Annotated in this window: 2 protein-coding genes; both read right to left on the bottom strand. The window is 31.0% G+C overall.

Going from position 1 to position 1,986, the window contains the following annotated elements:
* Positions 1–28 precede the first annotated feature (28 nt).
* The gene (locus tag CCPUN_RS04115) at positions 29–376 is read right to left on the bottom strand and encodes a hypothetical protein (protein ID WP_133282311.1); all 348 of its coding nucleotides are present in this window, start codon (positions 374–376) and stop codon (positions 29–31) included.
* A 598-nt stretch (positions 377–974) separates the two neighbouring features.
* Entirely contained in the window at positions 975–1,838 is an 864-nt protein-coding gene (locus CCPUN_RS04110; RefSeq protein ID WP_133282310.1) for a tyrosine-type recombinase/integrase, read from the bottom strand.
* Positions 1,839–1,986 lie beyond the last annotated feature (148 nt).

Below are 1,986 nucleotides of genomic sequence, written 5' to 3'. Positions count from 1 at the left end.
TGAACCCTTAAAAATTTTTCAGGAAAAGTTATGGCGTAATCCATATACAGCTTTTAATTAAAAATGCGAAAGTCCTGATAGTATCTGATACTGCTCTTGGAGTAAGAATACCGCGGCTTTGCATTCTATCAAGGGCATGTCCTGAAAACTTTCTTCCTTCTATAATTGTATCCATATTTCTATTAGTAAGTTGTAATTCAGGTCTTTCTAATCCAGTATCTTGTCCAGATTTATGTCCTCTCTTTCCTACTGGTGTTTTAGCTGATACTGCCCCCTTATTCCCGTCTATTACTCTTGCATCAAAAAAGGTATTCTTTGTAGCACCGCTATATGCTACAGAAAAAATCAATACAACAAAATATAGCCACTTTTTCATGCTGGTAATTTACGGTTTACAATCCAGTTATTTTTTTTCATCTGATTTTTCATTTGAAGATTTTCATATGAAGAAAAATTTGATAATATATTTTTGATTGGTTCTGTTCCTTTTATAGGGAGGGTTATAGGGATAAAAGGTTGCTTACAGGCTGGCTCCAGTGGCTATTTGCAGCGCAAAAACATAAAATGAATTATGGTGCAAAAAGACCTTAATATAAAAAGTGAAAAGATTTTTTTTAGCACCATAATGGAAGCGATTTTATGTTAAATAGCTTACCCCAGTTTTTTATTCCATAAATGGAACTGGGAATGATAAGAGTGGAATGACTTTTTGTAGCTGTTATACAGCTACAAAAAGTATGGAATAAAAAACTGGGGGCACTGGAAGCCTTGGCTGTAAGCGCCTTGAGCAAAGGGGGTGGGTAAAATATTACAGAACCAATAAAAAATTATTATTTGCCGCTTGATTTCAAGTGAAGAAAAAAATTGATAACAGATCCGTTCGAATTCAAGTGAAAGAAAAAATAAATAGTAAATTAACTTGGTTTCAAATGAAGAGAAAAAAATTCATTATATTACTGTATATCAAATAAAAATTATTGTAATGGATGAAACTGTAAAACGTATTCTCGTAAATCTTCACTGTCTTGTTTTCGATAGTGTTCAACACTGCTAACATGTTTAAATCCTGCATAGTATTGTGTTTTTCGTAAACCATATTGCTTAATCCAAAGTGTAATCCTAGATTGTCTAAATTGTTTTAAACGTCTGATATCCATTTGTAAGGATACTCCATGACTACGCATTTGCCTGTTTAGGTTCTTAATTTGATGGTAAAATTGATTTTCATTGGTTGCCTCTGGACTAATAAATTTTTCGGTACGCTTATCTCTATGATTTTCCATATAATCATGTATCTGTAATATCTGATGTGCTTCTAATTTCAATGTTCTAGATATTTTTGTTTTTACTCCTCCAGGAACAAATAATTTCCCTGTATTAAAATTTAAATGTTGTATTTCTAGTCGTATAATATCACTTGCATCTAATGCCTGATACACACTCAATCCCAATAATATTTTATCGCTGTATCGGAAAAAGCTTTTCTTATTTTGTGATGTATAAGTGTGATAAATATGATCTAGTTCTTCTTCGGTAAATAATACTTGTTGTTGTTTTTCAATGCCTGTTATACGTACTTGATAGGCAATATTAGGAAGATTTAACCAGCGATAATAATGACTTATGGATCTAAGATAATCGTTAATGACCTGTTTACTTTTAATTTGTTGTAAGTATGAGATATAATTTATTAAGTCTTTATAAGTGGCCTCTTCTAAATGAATATTATTGGTTGTAAGCCAATTTATATAATAGTTTGCATAAGATGAGTGTCTTTGTATTGTCTTAGCTACAAATCCTTGTTTAACTAAGTAAGATGTAAAGTCACTTTGTATCATGTATTCAAATGTTTTCAAGTGAAGAAAAAATTATGATTAAGTAGTGATTGGTTTTAAAATGAAAAAAATTAGGTGGTGGTACAAATATATGATTTTACTTAGCCCAAGCGTTACCTTTATTTATGCTATCAATGACTATCATGATTGC

It is taken from the genome of Cardinium endosymbiont of Culicoides punctatus (assembly GCF_004354815.1).
In the GTDB taxonomy this organism is placed as follows: domain Bacteria; phylum Bacteroidota; class Bacteroidia; order Cytophagales; family Amoebophilaceae; genus Cardinium.
Note: the sequence above shows the minus strand (reverse complement) of the source record. Positions and strands in the feature narration are given on the sequence as shown.